The following is a 26881-nucleotide window of genomic DNA, read 5'->3' as shown; positions in this document are numbered from 1 at the left end:
CCCAATTATAATTTACATTTTAAACTGCTGATTATAAGTGATATATAGAGAATTGTAAAATCCCTCTTTCTCCGCCAGTATAAATACAAATTGAATTAAAACCCTTTAAATCGTATGATTTAAAGGGTTTTTTCTTTTTACCAATCATTCATTTTATTCATTATTTCTCAAAAAATAGGTGCACAATCGGTGCACAGGGACACTGAGAAAAACTGGTGCACCGATTTTCTTCTTAACCCCAACAGATAAAGGGGTTCAAAGAATGAACATCTTGACTTGTATTGACAATTAAAGTAAATTAATTATCAATTAAAGGCTACCAACATGAAAACAAAAATCACCGTTCTGTATTATTTGAGAAAATCAAAAGTCAATGCACAAGCACAAATGCCAATTTATCAACGCATAACTATCAACGGCCAACGCTTTGATTGTAGCTCAGGCCATTATGTAGATGAAGCCAAGTGGTCGTCAGAAGCATCTAAAATGAAAGGCAACAGCGAGGAAGCTCGTTTGATAAATGGTCAACTTGACATAATGAGAGCAACCGTTTATGAAACTGAGAAAAAACTTTTCATGAACCAAGTTCAAATTACTTATGAAAGTTTCAAGAATGAATACCAAGGAAAGAAAGAACGCGAGCGAATGCTAATCCCTATTTTCGAGGAGCACAACCGAAAAATAAAAGAACTGGTGGGATTTGAATACGCCCCCGGCACATTAGAACGCTACCAGACTTCCTTAAAACACACGAAAGACTTCCTATTTTGGAAATACAACCTTACCGATATTAATATCGAAAAGATTGATCATGCCTTTATCATGGAATATGAGTTTTATTTACGAAGCGTTAGAAAATGCAATAACAATACTGCTGTCAAATATGTAAAAAACTTCCATAAAATCATAAACCAATGTTTATCCAATGGATGGCTTAACAAAGACCCCTTTGTGAATTACAAAGCAAAAGTAAAAGAGGTGGTTAGGGAATTCCTTTCAGAAGCGGATATTGAAAGTATGATTAATAAGGAATTTGTTTCAGAGCGATTGGACTTAGTTCGCGACATATTCGTTTTTAGCTGTTTTACGGGCTTAGCATACATCGATGTAAAGCAATTAACCAAAACCCATATTAGCCTTGGTATTGATGGCGATAATTGGATTTTTACCACCAGACAAAAAACAGACACCGCTTCCAAAATTCCATTACTGCCGCTCGCACAGCAGATTGTGGACAAATATGAAAACCATCCCATATGCTTAAATGAAAACCGCCTCTTACCTATTTTGAGTAATCAAAAAATGAATGCCTATTTAAAAGAAATTGCCGATGTCTGTGGAATTAACAAAGACCTTACTTTTCACATCGCCCGACATACTTTTGCCACAACAGTTACTCTTTCTAATGGCGTTCCTATCGAAACGGTGAGTAAAATGCTCGGACATACCAATTTGAAAACTACCCAACATTACGCAAAAATTCTGGATCATAAAATCAGTAATGACATGATGATTTTAAAGGAAAAATTTAAAAATACAAATACCGCATTATCTAACAAATCAGGCCAAATAAAGGCATAATTTAACATATTGTAAGAAATTATAAAAAATTTAACTTATAAATAAGATTTACCGCAATAAAAAAAGCATAGTTTAGATTAATATTTGACAACTAATTTAGTAACATATGCAGGGATGTTGTAATGATTTTTTTTACGAATTTGAATTAGAAGTTGAACATATTAAAAAAACAAACGCAAACCCTATCACTCAGGCAAAATTGGCTTTAGAGTATATCGAAATAAAACTCAAAGAACTTTTCCTATGGTTAGAAAAATTTATATTCAATTCGAAAGAAGATGAAATTCACTTTTTTAAGGAACTGAAATTTAAGATAACGTCTAAGTATATTTTCTTTAACCGCATCTTGGACATCGAATCCAAGTCTCCGTCCAATAGCAAAAAACTTAAAATTAAGCATTACGAAAAAGCGCTAAACAATTGTTTTCAATTTTCAAAACAAGACAAAGAATTTTATAAATACTACCGCTCCGGTAGCATCCACAATGATCATTTATATTTCATTAGAAACTCTGAAAAACAGACATCCAATTTGGATATAAGTTTAATAAATTTTGATAAAAAACTATGTACTTCTCATGATGTGAAGGTTGCTAACATTATTGCAAATGATATATTGGAAATATACTTGGAAGAAAAGATTGAAGAGATAAACAGTAGCCCCAATTCTAATCATCAAACTGCAAAATCTAACCTCAACTGGACGGGTTCCAAAATTGAAATGGTGGAACTTATTTACGGTTTACACAACCTAAAAATGTTCAATGGTGGAAATACGGACATCAAGGAAATTGCAGGTCAATTTAGCAAAACGTTTAATATTGTTTTAGACGACAGCATATACCGATGCTTCCAAGACATTAAAAACAGAAAAACGATAAAAACAAAATTCTTGCATTCCTTATCCGAGAACTTCAACAACAAAATCGTAGAAGAAGAACAAAACTAATTCCAGGTCTTTAACTTGGATTTAGTTCCCTACAATCACCCACCTTGGGTTAGCATTCTTTTACAGACCATTTAGGCTAAAACTTAAAAAAAACCAATTCATAAAAAACGCGTTTTCGAATACCTCCATAAAATCAGCTCAAGAAACAAAGGGAAATCTATTAATTTACCCTAAAACAACACCCACCTTGCGATTACCTTGGGTAAAGAAACCAATCAATTGAAAGTAATTTGTCTTGTAACAATTTAAAACAAATTACGATGAACTTACATCCGAAAAAACTATTCCCTGAAGTAGAAAATTTAGAACTACTAAACCACCAACCCATTACAAAAAGAGACTTGCTAAACTTTAGCAACATCATTCTTTCTGAAATTAAAGAAATAGTGGCACTAAAAGAGCAGCCAACCCAATGGCTAAAATCTTCCGAGGTTAGAAAACTGCTCAAGATCTCACCCGGCACACTCCAAAACCTTCGCGTCAACGGAACACTAAATTACAACCGCATCGGAGGCATCCTATACTATAAATACGACGACATAGCCAAAATGCTAAATCAATAAAATTAGAATCATTTTTCACTAATCACCAGAATATGAATTACATAAAACACCTCACTGGCTTTTTCAAAAAAACAGCCTCACTAAAAAACATCAATCCTTCTCACATAAGTCTGTATTTAGCACTCTTTCAATGCTGGAACATCAACCGGTTCAAAAATCCGATCACCATCAATCGAGAAGAAATTATGATTTCGTCCAAAATAAAATCAAAAGCTACCTATCACAAATGTATGAAAGAGTTACAAGAATTAGGTTTTATAAAATACACGCCATCATTCAACCCCTATTTGGGTTCCGAAGTAGAAATTTACAACCTAAGCGAAACAGCAAATACAAGTTCACAAAATGAATCTACCTTCTCAAAAATTGAACAAGTAAATAGTCAGGTAACTGAACAGGTTAATAGTCAGCTCTATATAGAGAATAAAAAAACATCTAAAAACAATATAAACAATATAGAGAGAACACCCGAGTTTGAAATTTTTAATAATAATTCAATTTTTGAAAATCCAGAAAAAGAAGAAAAGAAAAAAAGTTGCGCCAAAAAAGAAAAAAGTAAAGCTGTCATCTCGAGCGTGTCATCTCGAGCGCAGTCGAGAGACGAGAGACAAGATACAACGGACGAAAACCCATCGGTGGACTTAACCAAAGAGTATTTCAAGTTTCAAGAATATTCCGAGTTCGAAGCAGAGCGCTTTTTCAATTATTACTCCAGCAACGGATGGCTCATTGGTGGGAAAACCAAAATGAAAGATTGGAAAGCAGCGGCGCGAAATTGGATGCTGAACACTAATAAATTTAATCTAAAAACACCACAAAACATACCATTAAAAGAGCAAACGAGAGCGTATAATCTCCACGCAGTTACGGATAAAAACTACTCGGAGCCTTTATGATTTCTTCGTCAGTCTCGTTTATTTCGAATTTATTTCGGAAAGTGTTTTTTTGTGTAGTGAAACGAAACAAAAAATATATCGAGAACCACCTATCAACCCCATCTCTAACCTTTTACCACTACCTTATGACATCAAAATACAATTATCCAGAAATTATTGCTTGGTTAGAAAAAAAAGGCAAAAAGGATTTTGGAGAAAAATTTCACTTCTTAGAACAAGACACCACAACTATCACAAAACTGATTTGCTATTTTCTGGATGATCAATATACTGCAGCTAAGTTTGAAATCGACCTCAGCAAAGGAATTCTTCTTTCTGGCCCAGTAGGCTGCGGTAAAACCTCTTTGATGGCTCTGATGCGCTACGTACCTCAACCAAATAAAAAGTTCTTTATGAAAACGTGCCGGGACATTAGTTTTGAGTTCATCAAAGATGGATATGAAGTAATTCAGCGCTACAGCCATGGACACAACACCCATGCTGAACATAAAAACTACTGTTTCGATGATTTAGGCACCGAAAAGAACCTCAAATACTTTGGAAACGAATGCAATGTCATGGCAGAAATTATTCTCTCCAGATACGACATTTTTATATCTAAGAAAATCTACACCCACATCACCACAAACCTCTCCGCATCCGAAATAGAAACCGCCTACGGCAATCGAGTCAGATCTCGCTTGAGAAACATGCTGAACTTAATCGCTTTTGACAAAGCGGACAAAGACAAACGATAACAATGATTGTTTGAAATAAACAACGGAGTCACTTCGAGTGATTTTTAAGTTTTTTACTTAAAAAGTATATCGAGAAGCAGCCCAAAACTTTAAACTTTAAACCTGAAACAAAAATTAAATGAAAAACTTCTGGAACTGGTTCCTTGACAACCACCACACCATCAAAAACCTACTAAATCATTCCACTGAAAACCAAGAGACAATCTGTTATTGGATCAAGCAAAACCTAAACTACTACTACAGGAAAATAGACTTTATCATTGTCTTTCCTAAAAGAACTACTGACCACTTCGAATTAATAATTACCACTAAGGGCAATCAAAAATTATTCAAACAAGTTATTGACCTCGTGGACAATGCTCCAGTATTAAAAACATGGAAATTCACGGCCTTTATAGACTCAAAAGAAACCATTGAAAAAAGGATAAACAAACTAGATCATCCATTTATCATTCAAGAAATAAATCTCAAAGAGGATCAGGTAAAATTCATTACAATTAACGTGGAGAATTACGGTAAAAAACAGACCATTCATATCCATCTCAAAAACCACATTATCCGGTGCAGTAACAAAACGCTACAGCAGGCGATATTCATTAGTTTGGAAAAATTTTCAGGAAATACGATATTCTTCAAAAACATCCATTTGGTACAACTTGCACAAAGCAATTGTAAGAAAAATGAAATAGTTCATTTTCATGAATTCCAAGAATACTTGAACTATTTTAACTATAATCAAATCCAAACATCTAATTTTTAAATAATTAATAAAAGAAAAACTCAATTAATGATTATTAAAAAAATGTTAAATATCACTAAAAGTGGGTATTGCGAAATCATTTAAAACCACCTTAATTTACAATTTACCAATCAAAAGACTATAATTTGATGCAAAACAAATGTAAATAAAGTTCAAATTAGATATTTATTTTCTTCAAATGTGGGAAACCGTAAAGAATAGTTTTTTATTGGGTGTAGGTTTGGTCTGATAAAAAATCTTAACCGAAAGTGATATTCGTTAATAAATTTTATGATTATTAAACATATGGAGCCCAGAAACCATCAAAAACGTGGAGTAACCGAAAATCCTTACGAGTAGGACCTACTTAAACATTAAAATATGAAAAATAAAACAACAGCTGCAATTTTCGCTTTCTTTTTAGGAGGGATCGGTGTTCATCGTTTTTATCTAGGACAAGGTGGTCTTGGGCTACTTTACCTTATTTTCTGTTGGACATTTATTCCAGCTATAATAGCCTTTGTTGATTTTATTATTTTCCTGACGATGGATGAAAATAAATTTAATGCAAAATATAATCTAGGCGCAGTTCTTTATCAAACAAGAAACATAAACACCGCGGAAGAATTAGGAAAATTACATGGATTAATGGAAAAAGGAATAATATCGGCTGAAGAATTTCAGATTAAAAAAGCAAAGTTATTATAATCACTGTTTCTTAGGTAAAAAATATTTCAAAATAAAAGCTTCGTGAAAAAATCGTGCATGCTCTTCTTTACATCGCTTAATGTAAACAGACTGGTTGTAATCATTATAAACAGAAAACATCAAAAATTAATTTAATCAGAATTAAATGTTTAAAAAACCTTTTTCATTTGACGGTAGAATAAGAAGAACTGAGTATGGAATAAGTATCATTATCTATATAATACTTTATACTGCGATAATCGAAATTACAAAAAAAGACAATCCAGGAATGGGCTTGGCAATAATACCAATGTTATGGTTTTTATGGGCACAAGGGGCTAAGAGGTGTCATGACATGGACAAAAATGGATGGTTCCAGATAATTCCATTTTATGTGTTAGGGATGTTGTTTATAGAAGGAGATACCTATTTAAATAAACACGGTGAGAATCCTAAATTAAAAAACGAACCAAAAGCGTATACAAAAACTGAAGTAAATACAGTAACGGAACAAGTAGCTAAGCCTCCCGTTTACGATGATTCTACAATAAAAAACAATGTTACTAACATGGAAGTTAGAAATGTAAACCATAGTAATTTTCAAGATGTACTGCGTCAGCTTCGCAACATACCTTTTGTTAAAAGTTTAAATAATACCTTATTGGATTCTACAGGTTCTATTATAATAACGCATGACAATACTAGTCAGTATCTTTCTAATGAATTTAAAAAAACAATAGAGGGTATTAATATATTGGACGTGAGTGACGGAAATATTATTATTAAAATAAAATAATGACAATGAATAAACTATTTAGATTCTTACTCTTTACTCTTCTCTTAACTACTATTGGTTGTGGTGGCGAATATGACGTCTTTGAAGATTCCTATTTGGAATATTCTAAAAGTGACTCCAAAATAACCGTAGATGAATTAGACAAATTAATTGATCACATAAAACTTTTTGACAACGAAAGAAAATTTAAAAAATTTTTTACAAATGGAAGTTTTGATGAAGTAAAATTGATTTCATTTTTAGAAAAAGAAGGCGAAAAAGTTGAAAAAAGAAATAATGTTGATGAATCTAAAGATTATTTTGTCAATGTTTATATCGAAAATTCGGGTAGTATGAATGGCTATGTGCAAGGAAACACTCAATTCAAAGGGGCAATTCGTGATTTATTAGTAATGCTAAAGTATTATTATGATGAAAAGAATTTAAAAATAAATTTTATCAATTCTGCTATATATCCGACTAATATTGAGGGTAATATCGTGAATTTTTCAAATTCTCTTAACACAAAAACATTCAAAGTAGGCGACACTTATTCAAGCAATTTGAATAATATTTTCAAACAAATATTGACAAAAACATCCCAAAACACAATTTCAATTCTTTTATCAGATTGCATTTATTCTATAGAAGGAAATAAAACAGAGGATTTACTAAGTGACCAAAAAAGTTTAACCAAAGATGCTTTTTTGACAAAATTCAAAAACAAAGAGACATTGGCTACAACTATTGTGAAATTGAACTCGTCATTTAATGGCACCTATTATGACAAAGACAATAAAAAAACACAATTAAATAATATATCTAGGCCCTATTATATGAGTATAATTGGAAGTGAAAAAGCGATGACGAAATTTAATTCAAATATTGAGCTATCAAAAAACAAAGTAGAAGGATTTGAGAATATATACAACTTAACATTAAAAGACTATTCTAAAGAAGTTTATTATTCTGTAATAGACACGAAGGAAGATTCCGGTAGATATAAACCTGACAGAGAATACAAAAATAATGGAGCAGTGCAGGGCATTGAAGACGTTTCAATAAATAATAGAAATAGCTCTAGCTTTATTTTTTCAGTAGCATTAGACTTAAGCAACGTGCCTATTGAAGATAGTTATGTATCTGACAAATCTAATTATAGAATTAGAGAAGGTGATTATAAAATAAAAGGCATATATAAGTTCGACAAAAAACAGCTTGGAGCTTCTTCAATAAATATGCTTTCCAAAGCTAAAGCAGAACCAACGCATTATATTGTATTTGAATCTACTAAACCAAATTTCACAAATCTATCTTTCACTTTAAACAAACAAATTCCAAATTGGGTTTATACTACCAGTACCAATGATGATAGTAATATTTTAAAAAGCCCTAATAGTACATTTGGAATAAAGTACTTAATTGAGGGAATTAGTGAAGCATACGAAACACAGTCAAAAAACAATAACTATTTAGAACTAACCATTAACATTAAAAAATAATTATGAATGATTTTTTCGCAACCTTATATGATGGATTTCATCCTTTAGATTTATTTTATATTCAAAACTTTTCTGATGACATGTACGAGTCAGGAATCTTTTCAATAATAGGATTTATTATGCTCAGCACGTCTTTTGTACTTATTGCAAGCTATTACTATTTCATTTCAAATTATAATGGTTTTTTTAAAAAAAGGTATTGGTTTATTTGGCTTTTGGTAATTGGTATAGTGAATTTTATTTCCGCTTACTTCTATAGTGTTACCGCAATGGAAGACTTTTATTCCACTTCATCAGATGGTAATCCCCACTCTATAACAGATCATATCAATTTCTCAATGGTAAACTTACTGTGGACAGTAATTTTCAGTTTCTTTTTTTCAATAGTATTAAAATTCAAAAGTGTTCGTGCTAGTAAAACACCTTTTTAAAAAATAAATTATGGCAAAATTATATGTATTTGGAATTGGCGGGACTGGTTCAAGAGTGATAAAATCACTGGCAATGCTTTTGGCGACTGGTGTAGATATTAATCAATATGAAGTAGTACCTATTATTATTGATCCGGATGAAGCTAATGGTGACGTTACACGTACAATAGATATTTTAAAAAACTATCAAAACATTCACAATAAGTTGAGCTTTTCTGATGTAGATAAAAATCAATTTTACAAAACTAAAATTTCTAATATTACCCAAAACTTTAGACTTACATTAAGCGATATTAAAAACGATCGATTTAAAGATTATATTGAATACAGTGGTTTAGATGACAATAATAAAGCTTTAATAAATTTATTGTTTTCAGAAGAAAACCTAAACTCTGACATGGAGGTTGGTTTCAAGGGAAACCCAAATATTGGAAGCGTAGTACTAAACCAGTTCAAACAATCAGAAGATTTTCTAAAGTTTGCATCGTCTTTCAATCAAGATGATAGGATTTTTATCATAAGTTCGATTTTTGGCGGTACTGGTGCTGCTGGCTTTCCGTTATTAGTGAAAAATATAAGGGGAGCTGATCATGATTTGCCCACATGGAAATATCTTCAAGATGCTCCTATAGGAGCTATCACAATGCTTCCTTATTTTGGGGTGGCTCCTGATGAAGATAGTAAAATTGATAAATCTACTTTTATCTCAAAAACAAAAGCCGCTTTGTCCTATTATGAAGAAAATATTAGTGGCAATAATTCAGTAAATGCTTTATATTATTTAGGTGATGATTTAACAAAAGACTATCCCAATGTCGAGGGTTCTGTAAATCAAAAAAATGATGCCCATTTCCTTGAAATTGTTGCGGCACTTTCAATAATTGATTTCGCTAAAACTGAATCAACTGAATTAAGTAATTATGAAGGAAAGGCAGAAAATCCAATTTATAAAGAATTTGGAATTAAATCTAATTCACAATCTATTATTTATGAAAATCTAGGGGATCTAACTCAAATACTTCTAAAAAAACCATTAACCCAATATACTCAATTTTTAGTTTATTTAAGGGATCAAATTCAAGGTAGTTCAGACCAAACTTGGGCAAAAAATTTAAATACAACTACACTTTTAACACAACCTTTTTATAGTAATTATTTAAAAAAATTCAATCAATACTATTTAGAATGGTTGAATGAAATGAATTATAATCAAAGAAGTTTCTCCCCATTAAACTTGGATGTTAATGACACCAATTTATTTGAAATGGTAAAAGGTATTAGACCAAATATTGGATGGTTAGAATCTGGTGGAAAAAACTATAATCGTTATAATTATATGCTTTCTAAACAAGATAAGACAACAACTAATACTGGATCCAAGGAACAACAGTTCATGGACTTATTTTACACTACAACAGAAGCTTTAGTAACAGAAAAATTTAACTTTTAAGTATAATGGCAAAAGTATTTAGATTCCATGATGGTAGCAATAATATTGAAGATTGGCAAACATCAACAGCCTATGGTAAAAATGCCATAGAAGCTATCCAAGATCCTAGCGGATCATCTGCAAATAAAGAAATCACCTCCATACCTAGTCCCTTTGCAAGAATAGACCTAGTTAAAACTGCATTTGAAAACTTGGTAAATTCAAATGAAGTTGACGGCAAAACTATTTTTCATAAAATGGTATCCGATTGTTTTGATGTAGGTGAAATATTTTTCAATATCGATAAATTAAAAGAAAAAATAAATATAATAATTTGGGATAAAACCAATGATTTAAATAAACTATTAAAATCTTCGAGTAAAAAACATCGATTATTAGGTGAAACACTAAAACTGTATTTAGAGCAAGACGCTAAAGCTTACAATTTTGATAAAATTGAAAGACTTTATCTCTTAAATTATAAATTAGGTAACAATGAACTGAATATTATTGGAGGTACTTCACCTGCAAGTTTGTTTTTTACTTCCGCTAATAAATTAAACATAGATATTAGATTTGGAACTGATATTGTTTTTGATGATCAGTACCAACCATTATATAAAAGAGATTTTAATTACGTGAAATTTATTTTCGGTATCCGAAAATTCATGCCTAGATTTAATCCGCTTTTTAAAGCTGTAGATGATTATTTAGAAATGAATTATAAAATGCTGACTCATGAACAAAGAAACATTTTAAACAACTACACTTTAGAAAACTTCAATTCTGAATTTGAAAAACTAACTACTGGCACAGATGGAAGTATTGTAGAAATATTAGACTTTCCACTTCGTAAAAAGACGGAGCGCCCATCTAATATTCAGGATAATAGTGGTTTTGTTATTGATTCTCATAAATGTAAAGATGTAATAAAACCCTTAGTACTGCCAATTGATGATTTTTCTGAAAAAATTATTTATACTACTGCCCTTTGGGATAAAAAAAATAGAGCAGATTTTTTTGACGATAAACCATTAAAAGAAAGAAAGCTTCCTTTCGATGATTCAATATATCCTTATTTAACTATTGGAGATTTTTTTGAAGACTATATCATTACTACTCCCTATTCTATTGACCATGAAAAATACTTCACAGGTAATCTTATAGAAGGGTCAAATAAAGGATATTTGCTCCCAATAAAAAAAATATATTTTGATTATTTCAACATAAAAGATCTAATGGGGGTTATGCCTGATGGCAAAAAGACGGTTGAAATTAAAGAAGGTATTAATGCTAGTGTGAGTGTTACACTCAGAGTACCCGTCCGAGACAATAAATACATCACTTATTCTAGAATTTACAAACGGGCTGTTCAGGAACATCAATTGGCAGAACCAGATACTATTAGAAATGTAGGTGCAATCATTGAAAACAGGTTCAACATTACAATCTATCCATTTTTAAAATCCACGCAAGGTACACCGTCTTACCGTGTAGGAGTTATGAACATTGATAATCATAACCTTTATAGTCATAGCGAATACAATCTCTCTTTTTACAATCAAGGAGGAGAAGTTAAAAATAACCTTTTACCATCAAAGCGAAGTGACCGCAAAAAAGGAGCTCAACTAGATAGTAATTACCATACAGTTCTTGAAAATTTTGAGTTTATAGAAATACGACACCAATGGGCAAAAGGAATTCTAATTCCACTCTTAAAAGAACCCTCTGGTGTTTCACAGTTTACCTTTGCTATTGATTTCGGCACAACTAATACTCATATCGAATATAAAAAAGATAATGGCAACGCTATGAAATTTGAAATCTCTCCTAGTGATAGTCAAATTGAACCTTTATTTTTAATGAATGAGCATACTGAAAAATTATTCAGAAACTCAAACTTAGGACTGCTTGAAGAGCATATTGAACTTGAGCAAATACCTAAAATAATTAATTTCTTTCCAACCAGAACTGTTATAAGCAATAATGAAGAATTAGATTATAATAAAGCCGTCCACTCGTTGGCAGATACAAATATTCCCTTTTACTACGGGAAAAAAGTAGCTCCGAGTAATACTAAAATTGTATCTAATTTAAAATGGGAATCGACAGATCACAACGAGAAACGCATTGAAACGTTTCTGGAAAAGATTATACTATTAATAAAAAATAAAGTTCTTTTAGAAAAAGGCAGTTTAGAAAAAACGGAGCTTATTTGGATGTATCCAACTAGTATGTCTTCTTTCAAGATAAATCAATTGCAAGTTATCTGGACTGAATTATTTGAAAAACATATCAATAAGGTAAAAGCGCCTATTAAGGTTGCTGAATCTATAACGCCATTTTACTATTTCAGAAACGAAATGGGGGTTTCCGCTGGGAGTAATTCTGTTGTTTCAATAGATATAGGTGGTGGTACGACAGATGTTGTAATCTATAAAGGAAATAAGCCATTTTTGGCAACTTCATTTCGTTTTGCTGGAAATGCTCTTTTTGGAGATGCTTTTGGAGACAGAAATTCAAACATGAATGGTTTTGTACAAAAATATACAGAAAAATATTCGAGTCTGTTAGATAGTAATGGATTGTATGGATTGAAAAGTGTTTTGGATGTCTTAAATCAAAATAGAAAATCAGAAGAAATAATTTCATTCTTACTTTCTTTAGAAGGAAATGATCAAGTAGTAAGTAAAGCTGCACCTATTTCATTTTCAAAAGATTTGAATAAAGACATTGATTTGAAGGTTGTAGTTACACTATTTTACGCTGCAATTTTATATCATATTGCCAAATTAATGAAAGATAAGGATATTGTTTCGCCAAGATATATAACTTTTAGCGGGACAGGTTCTAAAATTCTAAACTTAATAGGTAGTGATGCTGCATTACAAAAGCTGTCTCAAACTATTTTTGACGATGTGCTGGTTAACGAGAATAAAACAAAGATTGATTTAAAAAAAGTTAATAACCCGAAAGAAATTAGTTGTATTGGTGCTTTATTTCAAAATCCTGAAGATAGAGATTTAAACATTAAAGATATTGAAACCATCTATATAGGAAGCAATAATCTTGCATTTAACAATGAAAATAAAATAAAATACCCCGACTTAAACGACATCTTTTATAAAAATGTCGCTGATGAATATATCAGCTTTATAGATTGGTTCTTTAGCATTAATAGTAAGTTCAAATTTAGTGATGAACTTGGTATAAACCCTTCTCACTTTGAAAACTATAAGAATTACCTAAAAGAGGACGTTGTTGACAATGTTAAGAAAGGAATCGATTCTAAAAAAGCGGAGTTAAAAGGAAATCAAGACGAGGAGCTTATGGAAACATTGTTTTTTTACCCTCTCATAGGAGGTCTTAATAATTTAGCTTATAAAATACATCAAAATCTTTAAACTATTAATATATCCATTGTCATAAAATAAAATTATTTGAGAATAATGATAATGATGATAATTTATTTAACAGAAACAATTCGTAATTTCTAATAAAACATGAAAAAAATAGTAATGATGATAGTCATTTTACTGACTACTTTTTTAGCTAATGCACAGGTACAATTAAGTCAAGAACAATTTAAAAAAGTTGTAGATAACATGACATGCGTGTGTATAAACGAAGCTTTAGGAAATAGTGCAGTAGACTGCGAAAAAACAACGATACAAGAAAACGATATTCCAAAGGCAGACACTAAAACACTGGATCTTTATAAAGAATTTCAAAAACTTAAAACCTCAAATAACAATAAAGAATTCTCAGTGATTTTTTTAACTAATGATGTTTTTAATTCGTCTAAATATGAAAAAATTAAAGCATTTGCTAAAAAAAGAGAAGGTGTTGAGATTAAAAACATTATCCAAAAGATTAATGATAAAATAACTTCAATTACATCAGAAAATTACGCTGTTTCAAATAATGATAGTCAAACTTCAGATCCTTCAGGTCAACTTCATAATTCTGACCCTCCATCACAAGTAGAGCAAGAAACCGCTTCAGCATATACCGAAAATATTAATACTGAAACTAAAACAGCAAACCATAGCATTAGAAATTTTATGACAGACTATGGGTTTAGTTTTATTCTTTTTATATTAATCGCAGCTCATTTTATTTATCTAAAACAAAGAAATTTTGCAACTAAGAAACAGTTGGAATCTATGCTAAAAGATAATGAAGGAAAAAGAGTATTTAATACTACACCATATTCACCTATTTCTTCGAATAAGCAAAACATAGTATCAGAAGATTCTTTGAATATTCTAAAAAGTAAAATAAGGGATTTAGAAGATAAAATAAAAGGTTTAGAAATACAATCAAAAAATGACGCTCCAAATCCCGTCATTGCTATAACCGAAGTTCCTAAAACTCCAATAGTACAACAAGACGATAAAATATTTTATAAACATGCACCGCATGAAAGTGGATATTTTGATACAGAAGATGATGTTAGTTTAGGTGATGCGGTATTTAAATTTACAATTTATAACAACAACCCTAATTTAGCGAGTTTTGAAATTATAAAGGAAAAGAAAAAATTAATTCTAGATTACCCTAACAAATATATAAAACCTGTTTGTGAAGAATTAAATGCATTAAACCAGAGTGCTAACAGTTTAGTTATCACTTCCGGTATTGTTGAGAAAAGGAGTAACCAATGGATAGTAAAAACAAAAGCTAAAATTAAATACGAATAGACATGCATGATTATATAATAGGCGCACTAATAATAATAATTGTGATTGTACAGTTTACGGTGGCAATTACAACCTCAAAAAAAATAGCCCTTTTTAAAACTATTGTTCCTGATATAGATAGTTTTGAAACTGTAAAAGTATTTATTCGTGAAGATCAAATAAAAACGATAACAGTCGAAGAAATACTAAACAATATTAATCGTTTTAGTAGTGCATCACCATCTTTAGAAATAGAGATCCAAGAGGAAATAGTCGTAGATAAAAATCCAAAACTTCTCAATATTCTTGAAAATATAAAAAATAAAAAGACTGATGACGAATTAAATACTGATGATGAATTTGATTCCGACTTATTTCCTGAATCAATTGATATCGATGATATAGAAGAGGAAACTATTTGGATGAGTAAGGGTAATTTAGAGGAGAAAATACCAAAATCACAAATGTATCAGTATGAAGATATGGGATGGTATAGACTTAAGGACAAAAAATACATCTCATAAAACGAACAAAAAACATGGAAGCAAAATATATTGAAGTTACATTAATAAAATCAAAAGGGGAATCGAATGATGTTTTCGATAAAGTTTTGAATTCAGTAAACACCTATTTACTTAGAAATAAAGGAGCGGTTAGTGACTTTAATTTAATAAAAGACGTTGTAGAAAGAAATACGGATGCTGTTGATGAAGAAATTAATACAATGTTACCAATTCCATTATATCTAGGGTTAATGGGGACTATGTTAGGAATAGTCGTAGGACTTTTTGCAATGCCAAGTATTAGCGATGAGAATTTTGAAAAAGCAATTGACATACTGATTGGAGGAGTAAAAATAGCTATGATAGCAAGTTTTACAGGGCTGCTACTAACTGTAGTACTTTCTGGCTGGAGATATAAAGGAGCAAAAACAAAAGCAGAAAATCTTAAAAACGATTTTTTTACTTGGTTACAAACTCATCTTTTGCCCGTTTTGTCGCAAAATACTTCCTCAAGTATCTATTCTCTTCAGGCCAATTTGCTAAAGTTCAATGATACTTTTTCTACTAATGTCGTAAGTTTTAATGGTGTGCTAGGAAAAATCCTAGAGTCATTTGATAGCCAGGTTAATTTAATGCATGAATTAAAGGAAGTTGATGTCGCACAATTAGCAAAAATTAATGTTGACGTTTTAAAGGAATTACGCACTAGCACAAAAGAATTTGAAAAATTTAACACCTATTTACATCAAGTAAATTCATTTGTGGACAATGCTCAGAAATTGAATTTTCAAATAGGCAATCAACTGGAAAGAACTCAATCTATAGAATTAGTTGCTGAAGCTATTGGCACAAATATTACTGCAAATAAAGAAATAATAAGCATCTTACAATCCGAATTACAAGAAGTGTCTAATAGAAAACAATTTGTTTCAGATGCAGTCATTGATGTCGATAATTCTATTACAAAAAGTTTAGAAAAACTGAAAGAACATATTGACGCTCAAATGGAATCAATTAGAAATATTACTATAAAAGAAGAAAGCTTTTTAGAGAATTTATTAGGAAACGATAGAGGAAATCTAAATGAACTTAAAAAATTAGGTAAGTTAGAAAAAACGATGTCTAGTATTGAGAAAGCAACTTCAACTCAAAACGAAAAATTAGATAACTTAGGTAAGGGTATCACAGAATTAACACAAGTATTAAAAAACCAAAAACAAGTTGATTTTAAACTACCTGACACTATAATATATCTATCATATGCTTTTTTTGGATCTGGTGCAATTATTGGCGTAGGTTACTGTTTTTGGTCAATATATCAATTATTTTAAAATATTTATGTCAAAAAAAACAAATTTTTTCTGGGCAAGTTATGCCGATTTAATGACCAGTCTATTTTTTATTATGCTTGTTTTATTTGTCCTTACTATTGCCATGATGAAAAGACAACAAAAAGCAACAGTAGAACAATTAAAAAGGATTGTTGAAATTCAGAACTCTGTAAAAGAATTGGATAAACGTTATTTTTATTATCAGGATGAGTATAAACGTTTCTCTTTAAAGAAACAAATTCAATTTGACCCTGCAAAAAGTACTATTAAACCTGAATACAAAGAGTACTTATTAGAGGTAGGAAGGAACATAGAAAGTTTAATCAAAAGATTACAAACCAAGTACCAAAATAATGATATAAAATATATGATAATCATTGAAGGAATGTCGTCAAATGATAATTATAAATACAATGATGAATTAAGTTATCAAAGAGCTTTATCACTGTTGAAACTATGGAATCAGAGTAGTATTTATTTTGACCCCACTTTTTGTGAACTACAAATTGCCGGCAGTGGTACTAAAGGTGTTGGTAGGTTTGAAGGAATTAAGAATGAATATAAAAACCAACAATTTTTGATTCAAATTATTCCAAAAATAGGAAAAATAGAAAATTAATATGAGAAAAATTATACTTAGTGTTTTGGCAATAATCTTGTCTATGTTTTTTGTTGACTGTAATGGTTGTTCTCGGTCTGGAAGAAATAATTCAAGAGAACATCGCTCTCAAACATCCTCTTCTCTTGGACATGGCAAAACGATGATTGTAATGTCGGAAGAACAGGGTATCTATAAAATACCAGTGTTTATTAACGAAACAAAAATGAATTTTATTTTTGATACTGGCGCATCAGATATTACCATTTCAGATGTAGAAGCAATGTTCCTATACAGACAAGGAAAACTTTTAAAAGAGGATATCCTGGGGTCGCAGCAATATCAAATTGCTGATGGTAGTATAGCTGAAGGAACAATAATAAATCTTCGGACTGTAAAATTAGGAAATAGAACTTTAAAGAATGTAAAAGCTTCTATCGTTCATAATAATGAAGCTCCTTTGTTATTAGGACAATCAGCACTGGCCCAATTCGGTAGAGTGTCAATTGATTATAAAAAAAATGAAATCACTTTTGAATAAAATCAATAGAAAAACATTCCTGTTATTTTTACTTTGCACTACTACCCTATTTTCACAAGTTAAACTAGTGTCATGGAATATTCAAAACTTTGGAAAATCAAAATCTGAAGTTGAAATAAATTTCATTGCAAATACTTTAAAAAACTACGACATTATAGCCATACAGGAAGTCGTAGCTGGGCATGGTGGGGCCCAAGCCGTAGCCAAACTGGCCGATGAATTGAATCGTAAAGGAAGTAAATGGGATTATGTAATAAGTGATCCTACATCTAGTAGTGCCTATAAGAGGGAACGTTATGCTTTTATTTGGAAGACAGCCAATCTAAAGAAAATTGGGAGAGCCTGGTTAGAAAAAAAATATCATTTAGAAATAGATCGAGAACCCTTTTATTGCACCTTCGAATATAAAAAAAATAAATTTACAGTAGTTAATTTCCATGCAATTACAAAAAGCAAACAACCTGAAAGTGAAATAAAATATTTTAAATTTTTACCAGGGGAATATCCTAGCCTGAATTTGATATTTGCGGGCGATTTCAATTGCCCACAATCACATACGGTATTCATCCCGTTAAGAAAAATGGGCTACCAATCAATTCTTGTCAACCAGAAAACTTCGTTAAAACAAGTAGTCAAAAAGGGTAAATACCTGGCTTCCGAATATGATAATATGTTTTACAACAGCGCCAAAATCAATACAATAGATAAAGGAATCATTTCTTTTTACAAGAATTTCGGTTCCTTAAAAGAGGCGAGAATGATTTCAGACCATATCCCTATCTGGTTTGAGTTTTCTTTAAACTAAGATTCTCTTTGATCTAATATAAAACAGAGTTTAATAACAGGCATAAAGTAATTTTCATTTAAATCATTATGGAAAAATCAACGAAAATAATACTGGCAATACTGCTCCTACTCTGCCTTCTCGAAATGCCTTACGGTTACTACCAATTTGTTCGTTTTACAGCAATGGTCAGTTTTGCCTATTTGGGATATAAGGCCAAGGAACAAAACAGGAAAAATGAGATGTTTCTATATATTGCTTTGGCGATATTATTTCAACCCTTTATGAAGATCGCCTTGGGCAGAACAATTTGGAATATAGTAGATGCAATTACTGGTATAGGATTATTGATTTCTGTCATCAAAGGCACTAAAATAAAATTGAATCGTAAATCTTAGAGTTTATAAAAATATTGCCTGTCTTATGTAAAGTACTTTTCAATATCACTAAAAGTGGGTATAGTAAAATCTTACAAAATATCGTTTATTTACACAAACACAATCAAACCGAGTTAAAAGATATGGAATTTATCATTAAGCACTCACAGCTTTACGGTTTCCCTCAATTGTCTTTCTTAAATAATTAGTTACTTTAGCCATTCAACAAAGAATCCGAATAAATACAAGCTTTTACAACATATCATGACCCAAGACCAAATCAAGAATTTAGAAAAAGAACTCTGGGATGCCGCAGACGAACTAAGGGGAAACTCTAAACTTACTGCAGCCGAATACAAAGACCCTTTACTTGGATTAGTACTGTTAAGTTTTGCGCAAAACAGATACGAAGATGCCAAAATTAGCATAGCAAAATCATTACCCATAAACCCACGTACGGGCACACAACGCGAAGCGACCAAAGATGATTATGCCGGAGCAGGCGCCATCATGCTACCCGAAAAAGCCAAATACGATCACTTAGCCGCTTTGCCCGAAAGTGAAGATATAGCCGAAGCCATCAACAATGCCATGAAATTGATTGAGGCCGAATATCCCGATCTAGCGGGTATTCTCCCAAAAAGCTACCAAGAATTTGACGATAAATTATTGCGTGATTTAGTTCGTGTTTTTAATAAAGATGCCGTGCGTCACGCCAAAGGCGATGTCTTTGGACGCATCTATGAGTTTTTCTTGATGAAATTCTCTATGCAAGGTGCGGGTGCGCAAGAAGGTGGTGAGTTTTTTACGCCGCCATCATTGGTCAACTTGATTGTTAATTTTATCCAGCCCAATCACGGAATCATTCACGATCCCGCTTGTGGATCTGGTGGAATGTTTGTGCAAACGGCGCATTTTATTCACGATCACGAAAATAAAAGCGTCAACGAAGCAATCACGGTTTATGGTACCGAGCTAAAGAGCAACAATACCAAACTAGCCAAAATGAACTTAGCCATCCACGGAATTGAAGGCAAGATCATTGAAGGCAATAGTTTTTATACCAACCCACACAATCTAACCGAAAAATGTGATTTTGTCATGGCAAATCCGCCATTTAATGTGGATAAGGTCGATGCCAAAAACAAGTTCTTGGCCGAAGACGAACGCCTCCCTTTTGGCGCGCCTCTTACGGGTGCGGGATCTATTGGCAACGGAAACTACCTTTGGATGCAGTATTTCTATTCGTATCTAAATGCTACTGGGCGTGCGGGTTTTGTAATGGCTTCATCAGCTACTGATGCGGGCAATGCCGAAAAACGAATTCGTAAAGAACTGATAGAAACTGGAGCGGTAGAATGTATTGTCTCAGTAGGAAACAACTTTTTTTACACCCGTTCCTTGCCTTGCCACGTTTGGTTTTACAACAAAGGCAAAAAGCCCGAAAGTAAAAACAAAATCCTAATGATTGATGCTCGCAACACTTTTAGAAAAGTAAGCACGACGATCAATGATTTTAGCGAAGAACAACTAGAAGGATTGACTGCCATCATGCAACTTTTTCGAGGTGAAAAACCTGTAGTTGGTAAAGACAACGCTTGGTTTAAAGACAAATTCCCAACAGGAAAATACGAAGATGTAGAAGGGCTTTGCAAGATTGTAGATATTGAAGAAGTGGCTGCCCAAGATTATAGTCTAACTCCTGGTCGTTATGTAGGCGTAGTGGTGACGCTAGACATGGATTTTGATTACCATGGCCGCATGACCGAAATTCACAGCGAACTAGCCACTTTGAACGAAGAAGCGAATGCCTTGATGCAACAAATTCAAAATGTAGGGTTATGAGAGAGGGATGGAAAGAATATAAAATCGAAGATATTGCTTTAGTTGGAGATGGTGCACATGCATCTATTAAAAGACAAGAAACAGGAGTGATGTATCTAACTTCAAAAAATTTTGACGTAAATGGGTTAAAATTAGATAAAGTAGATTATATCTCAGAGATCGACTTTATAAAATATTTTAATTCAAATTCTAAAGCATTAACAAAGCCAAATTACAATGATGTGGTATTAAGTATCATTGGTTCAATGGGTGCACCGTATGTTGTGAAAAAAAATGATGATTTTGGATTATCAAGTAGTGTTTCGATTTTGCGTCCAAACCAAGAAATTATATTACCAAATTATCTTTACTATTGGATAAAGAGCGATTTTTTTCAAAAATCAATAGATAATATTAAAAGTGGTGTTGCACAAAGTTTTCTTAGTTTAGGAATGATTAAAAGCCTTCCTTGTAATGCTCCTTCACTCAAAATCCAACGCAAAATAGCGGCTATTTTATCGTCTTATGATGATTTAATCCAAAACAACCTCAAACGCATCAAATTATTAGAAGAAAAAGCCCAACTCACTTATGAGGAATGGTTTGTAAAAATGCGTTTCCCAGGGTATGAAACAGCCAAATTTGATGAAGTTATGGGATTGCCTGAGGGGTGGAGTGAAAAGACATTAGAATATTTATGTGATAGAATAACAGACGGAACTCATGATTCTCCAAAACAAGTTGAAAATGGAATTAAATTAATTACGGGTAAGCATATTAATGATGGATTTATAAATTTTGAAACAGCTTATTTGATTAGTGAAATTGACCATGAAAAAATTAAAAAAAGGAGTGGACTTTCAAAAGGTGATTTATTATTCTCAAATATTGGAACACTTGGTAGTATTGGTGTTGTTACAGAAGATTTCGAATATAGCTGTAAAAATGTTGTGATTTTTAAGAAGAAAAAAGGCTTTGATTACTTCTTATATTGTTATTTATCAAATCCGAACACCAAGAATAAATTAGACAATCAAGCTGCTGGAGTTGCTCAAAAGTTTTATAGTTTATCTTTTATAAGAGGTTATAAAGATATGTTTTGTAATGAAGAATTAGTAATTAGGTTTAATGGTGTAATGACTCCATTATTCAATTTAAAATATTCTTTAAATAACCAAAATCGCCTTCTCAAAGAAGCCCGAGATATATTGTTACCAAGGTTGATGAGTGGGATGATTGATGTGGAGGAATTACAAATAGAAACGTTACAAACTACCTAAAAAAAATATGGAAACACCAATATATACAAAGCATACCGTGGAAGAATTAATGAATGCTTATTCAAAAGTAAAAGGAGATGCTGAATTTGCAAATTATTTTATAGAGCAATACAATCAGGCATTTAATGATTACATTGGAAATGAGGATGAGGCGGGTACACCTGCAGAACGAGCATTAAATTTTTGTTTTGAATATTACATGCCTATCTTTTTGAAACAGCTTGACAAAGGACATTCAGCAAAGTGGGCTCATGAATACGCATTTTCTTGTGAAGAAGAAGACTCTATTATATACAATACATATCAGGATATAAAAGAAATCGACCCCTTATGGGCTCAAAATGAACTTATCATACATTGTAAATCATTAGGAATTACAGACCCCATGCAGGTAAACTATTATATTAATTTAATTGACGAAGGAGTTCTCTCGGAAAGAGGTATCGAAAAGTCGGAGACCTATATTGATGTATTTAACAAGGAGCGGTCAAAAGGCAAGTCATTTCTGTATTCACAAGTATATGCAAAAGAGAAAGCAGGTGGCGTATATGCTGACATTTATTGTAAGGCCTATGCATGGGCTTTTGAAAAAACCGTGCTAAAGAGCAAGTCTGAAAGTTTTAGAAACTTATTTACCTATGATTTTGCTGAGGTCATAGCTGAAAATTATAATGATCTTGAGCAAGCAATGCATGACGATGACTTTTACTATTATGTCAATCCAATTATTGCAGGGGCGCAAGTAACTGATTATATCAAAACGTATAAAGTTGAAAATCCAAAAAAATTCAGAACGCTGTATGTCGATATTTTTCAAAACTTTAATGCTTTAGACGAATCACCTCTATTACAATTAGAGAAAGATATAGATGAAGAGGTATTGAAATTGACATTGGAAAAATTGGAAAAATAGGCCTATCCATTAAAAAAAATAATAGGTGACTAATGCTATTATTTCTAGGAATCGCCAATTTCTAGCTGTCTAAACCTTGAATTACTCAAAGAAGCCCGAGATATTTTGTTACCAAGGTTAATGAGTGGGATGATTGATGTGGATACAATTACGGGACAAGTTGGGGAAGAGTTGGAAACGATACAAACTACTAAGTAATTATGAAATATTGGATGTTATCTCCTAATGTGAAAAATGGAGAAAATGAATCAGAGTGGAAAAATGCGATTCAAGAGCTAGGTTATGCTTTTATAGGTTACAATGATGATCATAAATTTGGGGAATTATTTAAAAATGGTATTCAAATAGGTGATATTATTTTACTGGCTCAGGGTCAAAATTCGAATAAAGCACCCTATTTATGTGGTGTTGTTTCTTCAGGCGCTAAATGGGAACATTTAATTAAGACGCCAAGTATAGCTCAAAATAGAAAATTAAAAAATTGCATTTCAAGAAAAGAATTAGATAAATTAGGATTAGATTTTATTGATAGTACTTGGGGAGAATCGAAACAACCTGCTACTTTGTATGCCCTAAAACCTAATGAAAATTCAAAAGACTTGGGCATTGTAAACAAACTTCAAAATGCTATTTGTAACAAAAGAATGGAAACACTTATGGATAATATAAAATTGAGTCCCGAAAGACAGTCGGAAATCAAAAACATGTGGATTAAATTTAAAGATAAATTCACAGACAAAGATAAAACTGAAATTAATGACGAAGCCATTAAACTGGCAACGGAATGGCAACAATATCGCAGCAAAATTGAAGATGGCTCGCTAAATCTAGACGAATATACCAATCGTAAAGATGCAGATACTGCTATTATGCCAGGGAGTTATATGTGTAATTTTTTAGAAAGAGATACCAAGAGTGTTTTTGGATCTTCTAAACCTGGGAATTCAAATAATTTCGAAATAAAATTGAATAGTGATGAGTTAACTTATACTATTCGTAGAGAATTGAAAGCTACTGATAAAGGGTTTAATAAATATGAAAAGGATAAATCTTTATCTTTTTTCACGGAGAATGTAATACCCATTTTAGAAAAAATTGTCAAAACTCATGACAGTAGAGAAAAAGTTGATGCGGTAGAAAACAGCAATTACGCTGCGAAGCAGATATTGCGTAAAATGGCAGTATTGGACAAAAAAGGCGATTTTTTGTTTATCTATTCGAATAGCATTATTGATATTTTACATGCCGAATTTGTAGAAAGTGCCGAAGCGACGAACCTAGGTAAAAACCATGAGATACGTCTAGTAGCCAACGAAATATTAGCACTAGATAAGGACAATGTAGTAGAATCGGTTTTACTATCTTGGTTTTTATGGAGGTATGCTAACACTCAGAGTATTGCAGATGAAAATACACCAAACGTAATTTTGTATGGTCCTCCAGGTACGGGTAAAACCTATGCTGTAAAACAAAGTTTAGATTTTATTTGTCAAGGTGATAGAAGTAGGTATGAGTTTGTACAGTTTCACCCTTCTTTTACCTACGAAGATTTTATTGAAGGTATTAAGCCGAAAGGCGTAACGCCAGACGGAAACATTAAGTTTGAATTGGTTGATGGTATTTTTAAGCGCTTTTGCAAAAAAGCCAAAGCAAATCCAAGCAAGAAGTTTTACTTTGTAGTTGATGAGATCAACAGAGCCAACCTTTCCTCTGTATTTGGAGAAACCTTATTGTGCTTGGAAAAAGACTACCGTCATGATGTTCAAAATAAAAATGATGAAAATTTAATCAAAACGCAGTATTCCACTTTAATCGAAGAAATGGTAAAAGAAGATCCTTCTAGAGAAGAATTAGCGTATCATTTTCAAGAGGGTAATGCTTATTTTGGCGTGCCTAATAATGTATTTTTCATAGGAATGATGAATGATGTGGATAAAAGTATTGATGCCTTTGATTTGGCTTTACGCCGAAGATTCAAATGGATCAGAAAAGACTGTGATTACGAGGTTATAGAAGAGACTAAGTTTAAAAATGGTGAAGATTTTACCAATATTGATACCTATGTAAAAGCTTGTCAAAAATTAAACGACTATATCAACATACAACTTGGCTTAGGGAAATCGTATGAATTTGGACATTCTTTCTTTATGAAAATGACTGCTATGGCCAGCAGAAAAGAAATTTCGATTAAGAATCTAGAAAGCTTATTTCAATTGCATTTAAGTCCTACGCTAAAGGAATACCTTAGAGCCATGTTTGCCGAAAGTGAATTAGACGACAAGTTACAAAATGCTTTAGAGGAATTTACAAAACCTTTTAAAGGAAAAGTTTAATGCGTATAACTGTACAAACCAATCATAATTTTTATGAAGAAGCTGCTTTAACCGAAATTGGGTTAAGGGAGCAATTTGGTGTGCGCACAAACAGAGATGTTGAACAAATAAAGAACAATTTATTTGCTTCAACTTATGAATTTACGACTGAAAATAAATCCTTAGAGCAAGTACAAATCTTTGGCTTTAAAAACAATCGCAATAAACTAGAGGAAGACCCACAACTTATTATGAAATTGTATGCCAAAGAGCATCCAACCGAAGGACGAAAATATATCATTCAAACAGGATTGTTTGCAGGTGTTTTATATCACAAAGGTTGTCAGTTTAATATTAGCACAGCTTACGGTGAAACTTTTTTGAATAGAATGCTAAACTTTATCAATGATGTGTACATTGATAATCAAGAAGCCAAAGCATCCAAATCAAACAAGACGAACGAGTTTCAGAATATTATAGCTTATTTGTTTATCCAAGCGCTAGAAAAAGCATCGGTAATGGGTTTGCCCAAAGTGTACCAAACCCAAACGCAGCGCAGCCATAAAGTAAGAGGGAAAATTGATGTTAATGCCTATTTAAAACATGATTTTCCGTTTCAAGGAAAATTAACTACATCGTTTAGAGAACAAGTATATGTTCAAGAAATTGTTGATGTGTTGTATCTTGCTTGCAAAAAATTAGAACAAAGTTTCGGTAAAGAGATTCATAGAAAAATTCATGGTGTCTATCAGTTGTTAAAACAAAGTTATTCTGGTATATATGCACAACATACAACAATTGATAAAGCTAAAAAGCACAGTGTACTTCAGAATCCTATGTTTGGTCCTTTCAAAAATGTATTGACCTATGCCGAAATTATTTTAAAAGACCAGAGTTTAGAAACTTTAAATCAAAAAGACAGTTTAGCTACTACAGGCTATTTGTTTGATATTTCTCAACTGTTTGAAGTCTATCTTGAAAAATTGTTAAGCAGGCATTTTACCGATTGGTATGTAAATGGTCAAGAAGAACTACTGGTGTATAAGAGTATGTTTTACGGTCGTAAAATGTTTCCCGATTTAGTGATGAGACATAAGGAAACGAATGAAGTGATTGTTTTTGATGCTAAATTTAAAAAAATGAGAAGTATTAAAAAGGATGTGGATCGTTCTGATTTTTACCAGATTCACTCGTACATTCAATATTACCAACCTAATGTTTTGTTTGGGGGATTATTGTTTCCTTTTTCTCAGAATATAAATACAGAAAAAGCACATTCAAAAAGTCTTTTTGGGAATGACAACAATGTACATTCCTTTGTGGTCGATGGTGTTTTTATTCAAAAAGGAATGACAATGCAGGATATTGCAAGAAGTGAGAATGAATTTTTATCCAGAATTGAATACCTGATTGCTAAGTTTGAAATTAGTTATGGTAAGTAAGTAAA

The 26881-nt window shown here is 31.9% G+C and carries 24 protein-coding genes; all 24 read left to right on the top strand.

All coding sequences use genetic code 11. From position 1 onward, the window contains the following. Positions 1-324 precede the first annotated feature (324 nt). The 24 genes from H4V97_RS00160 to H4V97_RS00045 all read left to right on the top strand — a co-directional run bounded on the left by H4V97_RS00160 (position 325) and on the right by H4V97_RS00045 (position 26876). Entirely contained in the window at positions 325-1581 is a 1257-nt protein-coding gene (locus tag H4V97_RS00160; RefSeq protein WP_209548587.1) for a site-specific integrase, read from the top strand. Between the two features lie 106 nt (positions 1582-1687). Continuing rightward, complete coding sequence (locus H4V97_RS00155; protein ID WP_209548586.1) at positions 1688-2530, top strand: RteC domain-containing protein; 843 nt, start codon at positions 1688-1690, stop codon at positions 2528-2530. Positions 2531-2790: 260 nt separating this feature from the next. After that, positions 2791-3093, top strand: coding sequence for a helix-turn-helix domain-containing protein (locus H4V97_RS00150; protein ID WP_209548585.1), 303 nt, complete (start codon positions 2791-2793; stop codon positions 3091-3093). Between the two features lie 32 nt (positions 3094-3125). Further along, a complete protein-coding gene (locus H4V97_RS00145; protein ID WP_209548584.1) occupies positions 3126-3989 on the top strand; it encodes a transcriptional regulator in 864 nt (287 codons plus the stop codon). A gap of 125 nt (positions 3990-4114) precedes the next feature. Continuing rightward, on the top strand, positions 4115-4726 hold the full coding sequence (locus tag H4V97_RS00140; protein ID WP_209548583.1) for an ATPase: 612 nt from the start codon (positions 4115-4117) through the stop codon (positions 4724-4726). A 118-nt stretch (positions 4727-4844) separates the two neighbouring features. Then, a complete protein-coding gene (locus H4V97_RS00135; protein WP_209548582.1) occupies positions 4845-5486 on the top strand; it encodes a hypothetical protein in 642 nt (213 codons plus the stop codon). A gap of 360 nt (positions 5487-5846) precedes the next feature. Further along, complete coding sequence (locus H4V97_RS00130; protein WP_209548581.1) at positions 5847-6173, top strand: NINE protein; 327 nt, start codon at positions 5847-5849, stop codon at positions 6171-6173. A 145-nt stretch (positions 6174-6318) separates the two neighbouring features. Then, on the top strand, positions 6319-6948 hold the full coding sequence (locus H4V97_RS00125; protein ID WP_209548580.1) for a DUF805 domain-containing protein: 630 nt from the start codon (positions 6319-6321) through the stop codon (positions 6946-6948). Positions 6949-6953: 5 nt separating this feature from the next. Further along, positions 6954-8429: a hypothetical protein gene (locus H4V97_RS00120; RefSeq protein ID WP_209548579.1), complete on the top strand. Its 1476-nt coding sequence runs from the start codon at positions 6954-6956 to the stop codon at positions 8427-8429. A 2-nt stretch (positions 8430-8431) separates the two neighbouring features. Further along, entirely contained in the window at positions 8432-8860 is a 429-nt protein-coding gene (locus H4V97_RS00115; RefSeq protein WP_209548578.1) for a hypothetical protein, read from the top strand. A 10-nt stretch (positions 8861-8870) separates the two neighbouring features. Further along, the gene (locus tag H4V97_RS00110; RefSeq protein WP_209548577.1) at positions 8871-10310 is read left to right on the top strand and encodes a hypothetical protein; all 1440 of its coding nucleotides are present in this window, start codon (positions 8871-8873) and stop codon (positions 10308-10310) included. 5 nt (positions 10311-10315) lie between these two features. Further along, entirely contained in the window at positions 10316-13693 is a 3378-nt protein-coding gene (locus H4V97_RS00105) for a cell division protein FtsA (RefSeq protein ID WP_209548576.1), read from the top strand. A 99-nt stretch (positions 13694-13792) separates the two neighbouring features. Beyond that, positions 13793-14992, top strand: coding sequence for a hypothetical protein (locus H4V97_RS00100; protein WP_209548575.1), 1200 nt, complete (start codon positions 13793-13795; stop codon positions 14990-14992). 2 nt (positions 14993-14994) lie between these two features. Then, positions 14995-15495 (top strand): hypothetical protein, encoded by a 501-nt coding sequence (locus tag H4V97_RS00095; protein ID WP_209548574.1) that lies wholly within the window; start codon positions 14995-14997, stop codon positions 15493-15495. Positions 15496-15509: 14 nt separating this feature from the next. Further along, on the top strand, positions 15510-16805 hold the full coding sequence (locus tag H4V97_RS00090) for a hypothetical protein (RefSeq protein ID WP_209548573.1): 1296 nt from the start codon (positions 15510-15512) through the stop codon (positions 16803-16805). A 7-nt stretch (positions 16806-16812) separates the two neighbouring features. Further along, positions 16813-17424 carry an OmpA family protein gene (locus H4V97_RS00085; RefSeq protein WP_209548572.1) on the top strand — a complete coding sequence of 204 codons (612 nt, stop codon included), beginning with the start codon at positions 16813-16815 and terminating at the stop codon, positions 17422-17424. 1 nt (position 17425) lies between these two features. Then, entirely contained in the window at positions 17426-17944 is a 519-nt protein-coding gene (locus H4V97_RS00080) for a TIGR02281 family clan AA aspartic protease (protein ID WP_209548571.1), read from the top strand. After that, complete coding sequence (locus H4V97_RS00075) at positions 17925-18749, top strand: endonuclease/exonuclease/phosphatase family protein (protein WP_209548570.1); 825 nt, start codon at positions 17925-17927, stop codon at positions 18747-18749. Before H4V97_RS00080 ends, H4V97_RS00075 begins: the two co-directional genes overlap by 20 nt. A 68-nt stretch (positions 18750-18817) precedes the next feature. Further along, on the top strand, positions 18818-19126 hold the full coding sequence (locus H4V97_RS00070; protein WP_209548569.1) for a DUF6804 family protein: 309 nt from the start codon (positions 18818-18820) through the stop codon (positions 19124-19126). 243 nt (positions 19127-19369) lie between these two features. Next, a complete protein-coding gene (locus H4V97_RS00065) occupies positions 19370-20950 on the top strand; it encodes a type I restriction-modification system subunit M (RefSeq protein WP_209548568.1) in 1581 nt (526 codons plus the stop codon). Further along, positions 20947-22209 carry a restriction endonuclease subunit S gene (locus tag H4V97_RS00060; protein ID WP_209548567.1) on the top strand — a complete coding sequence of 421 codons (1263 nt, stop codon included), beginning with the start codon at positions 20947-20949 and terminating at the stop codon, positions 22207-22209. Before H4V97_RS00065 ends, H4V97_RS00060 begins: the two co-directional genes overlap by 4 nt. A gap of 7 nt (positions 22210-22216) precedes the next feature. Next, positions 22217-23122: a hypothetical protein gene (locus tag H4V97_RS00055; protein ID WP_209548566.1), complete on the top strand. Its 906-nt coding sequence runs from the start codon at positions 22217-22219 to the stop codon at positions 23120-23122. A 200-nt stretch (positions 23123-23322) separates the two neighbouring features. Next, a complete protein-coding gene (locus H4V97_RS00050; protein ID WP_245345169.1) occupies positions 23323-25455 on the top strand; it encodes an McrB family protein in 2133 nt (710 codons plus the stop codon). Further along, the gene (locus H4V97_RS00045; protein WP_209548565.1) at positions 25455-26876 is read left to right on the top strand and encodes a 5-methylcytosine restriction system specificity protein McrC; all 1422 of its coding nucleotides are present in this window, start codon (positions 25455-25457) and stop codon (positions 26874-26876) included. Before H4V97_RS00050 ends, H4V97_RS00045 begins: the two co-directional genes overlap by 1 nt. Positions 26877-26881: the final 5 nt, after the last annotated feature.

This window comes from Flavobacterium sp. CG_23.5, from assembly GCF_017875765.1.
Taxonomy (GTDB): domain Bacteria; phylum Bacteroidota; class Bacteroidia; order Flavobacteriales; family Flavobacteriaceae; genus Flavobacterium.
The sequence above is the reverse complement of the archived record's forward strand: the minus strand, read 5'-3'. Positions and strand labels throughout refer to the sequence as shown.